This window comes from Nostoc flagelliforme FACHB-838, assembly GCF_014698065.1.
GTDB classification, from domain to species: domain Bacteria; phylum Cyanobacteriota; class Cyanobacteriia; order Cyanobacteriales; family Nostocaceae; genus Nostoc; species Nostoc flagelliforme_B.
On record NZ_JACJSI010000677.1, the window covers coordinates 1 to 1931 of the forward strand.

Below are 1931 nucleotides of genomic sequence, written 5' to 3' on the forward strand. Positions count from 1 at the left end.
TCTTAGAGATTGAGGGACAGGCACCTGATCAGGGAGAAAAGTTTTTCCGAATGCATTCTTCGGCAGCAATACCTCAATACTTCGTTAAAACGATAATATGCAACCGCCTGAGCAGCTTTTGTAAACTATCTTTGCACCAAGTCAAAGTTATAGTTGCATTGTGCCTATAATAAGTTACGGCTAACTATAACTGGAAGTTAGCACCCTGTAAATGGTTATCGCTTGGATTACGCATCAAAGGCGATACCAAGACAAGCAAAATTCATCGGCAGCGTAATAGTTTCTATTGCCTTGCCAACATGCACCCTCCGCGATCGCATGTTGGTGAAAATGTAGTGTCTGGGGGGATAGTATCTTTATCGTAGTTTATATCGGATAAAAGATAAGGGTATCATACTTATTTTGTGTCGGGCACAATTCTTGTATACTGTCACTGTAAGCATAAGATGAGCAATTTGCTCACTTTATGCTTTCAAACTGGGTTGCTCAAGTTATGCGCCCCAAAGTGAAGACAGTGAACCTAAAGAGTGGAAATACCTCTGATGAAGAATCTGATTTCTTTTTCGACAGAGCGATCGCTTTTGTATTCGCCTATCTCAAAGTCCTATTCTTTTATGATTTATTGTCATTAAAACAAAGTTATTGAAAATACAATCTGCTGCTAAACTCTTGCTATTTCTAGCTTTCACGGCTTAAAAGGAAAATTTAAGTTGCTTGATATCCTGCGTGAGTATGTTTGCTCAGGTTACAGTTACAAAACAGAACCTTTGCTCAGGTTATTGTTTCAAAATCTATTTACAAGTAATAACTCCCAACGCAATTAAAGCCTTTGGGCTGCTTAGTTGCTCAAGTTATGCTTTCAAAGTTGCTCACTTTATCCTTACAGCGACATATACTAAACTATCAATTTCATGCGATCGCACAAGATTATTGTGAATAATCCTGAACTAAATAACTTACCTTCAATTAAACTCATTCCCCTAGACGCTGAGGCTGCATCGCTGACTGGGCGCACAGCGAGTAGAAGACCACCAACCGATATTCGGTGGGTAAAACAGGGCAAACGCATCTAAATTACTCTTGATCACAACGAAGGTTAAGAACCAACGAAAAAATCAGGATTTCGAGCTTGATTATTTTTTAAGCCCCAAAGCGATCGCCTAAAACTTTCGCAATAAGCAAAACTTAATGACATTGATTTTAAATCTATTCTCAATAAAGTATACTTATTGACATGATGCGGCCGCCCTGGTGGGTAAAAGTGCTGGAATTCTTACGCAGCAACAATCTTGCACTCAACAGCCGCAAGCTTTACGAACGTGAACTGAAGCGGTTTTTGGCATGGAGTGAGCTGCACTATCATGAGCTACGCCCACGTCACTTCGCGCTATATAAAGAGTATTTGCGGGATGAACTGCGGACTGATGCAGGTAAACCGCTTTCAAAAAGCAGCATTAATGCGGGAATTGCGGCACTCAAAAGCTTTTTCAAATGGATGTGCTATACGTATCCTGACATAATTTCTACTAATCCTACACTGGGGATTAAACTGGAAAAAGTGCCATTGCCACCAGCCCAGAGTTTAACTCCAGAACAAATGGAGCAGGTGTGGTCAGCATTAGAGTTATTGGGAGAAACAAAACAACGCGATACAGCACTGGTTCACATTCTCAGTCATGGACTCCGGGCTGGGGAAGTTGTGCAGCTAAATGTTGGGTCATTTGATGGCAAGCTGCTGTTTTTACCAGATACCAAAACCAATGAACCACGCTTAGTTCCACTGCGAAAAGAGAGCCGGCAAGTTTTAGCACAATACGGTTCAGTTAAGGCTCAAAGTCATGTAAATTAGGCATTGTTCCGAAGAATGGAAATTAAGTGTCGTGCATCTGAGGGATTTTTCATTGGTGTCTCCTGAGATACAAAATACTGAC

Annotated in this window: 2 protein-coding genes and 1 pseudogene; all 3 read left to right on the forward strand. The window is 40.9% G+C overall.

Annotation, left to right across the window (positions count from 1 at the left end; translation table 11 throughout):
* Positions 1 to 466 precede the first annotated feature (466 nt).
* Complete coding sequence (locus H6G97_RS50585; RefSeq protein WP_190947716.1) at positions 467 to 646, forward strand: hypothetical protein; 180 nt, start codon at positions 467 to 469, stop codon at positions 644 to 646.
* Between the two features lie 286 nt (positions 647 to 932).
* Complete coding sequence (locus H6G97_RS50590; RefSeq protein WP_190947717.1) at positions 933 to 1073, forward strand: hypothetical protein; 141 nt, start codon at positions 933 to 935, stop codon at positions 1071 to 1073.
* A 179-nt stretch (positions 1074 to 1252) separates the two neighbouring features.
* Positions 1253 to 1816 (forward strand): annotated as a pseudogene (locus H6G97_RS50595) (tyrosine-type recombinase/integrase); the annotation flags it as partial.
* Positions 1817 to 1931 lie beyond the last annotated feature (115 nt).

Excerpts from the sequence above, each read along its gene's own strand:
- H6G97_RS50585 (WP_190947716.1), top strand. The coding sequence starts at position 467 with ATGCTTTCAAACTGGGTTGCTCAAGTTATGCGCCCCAAAGTGAAGACA.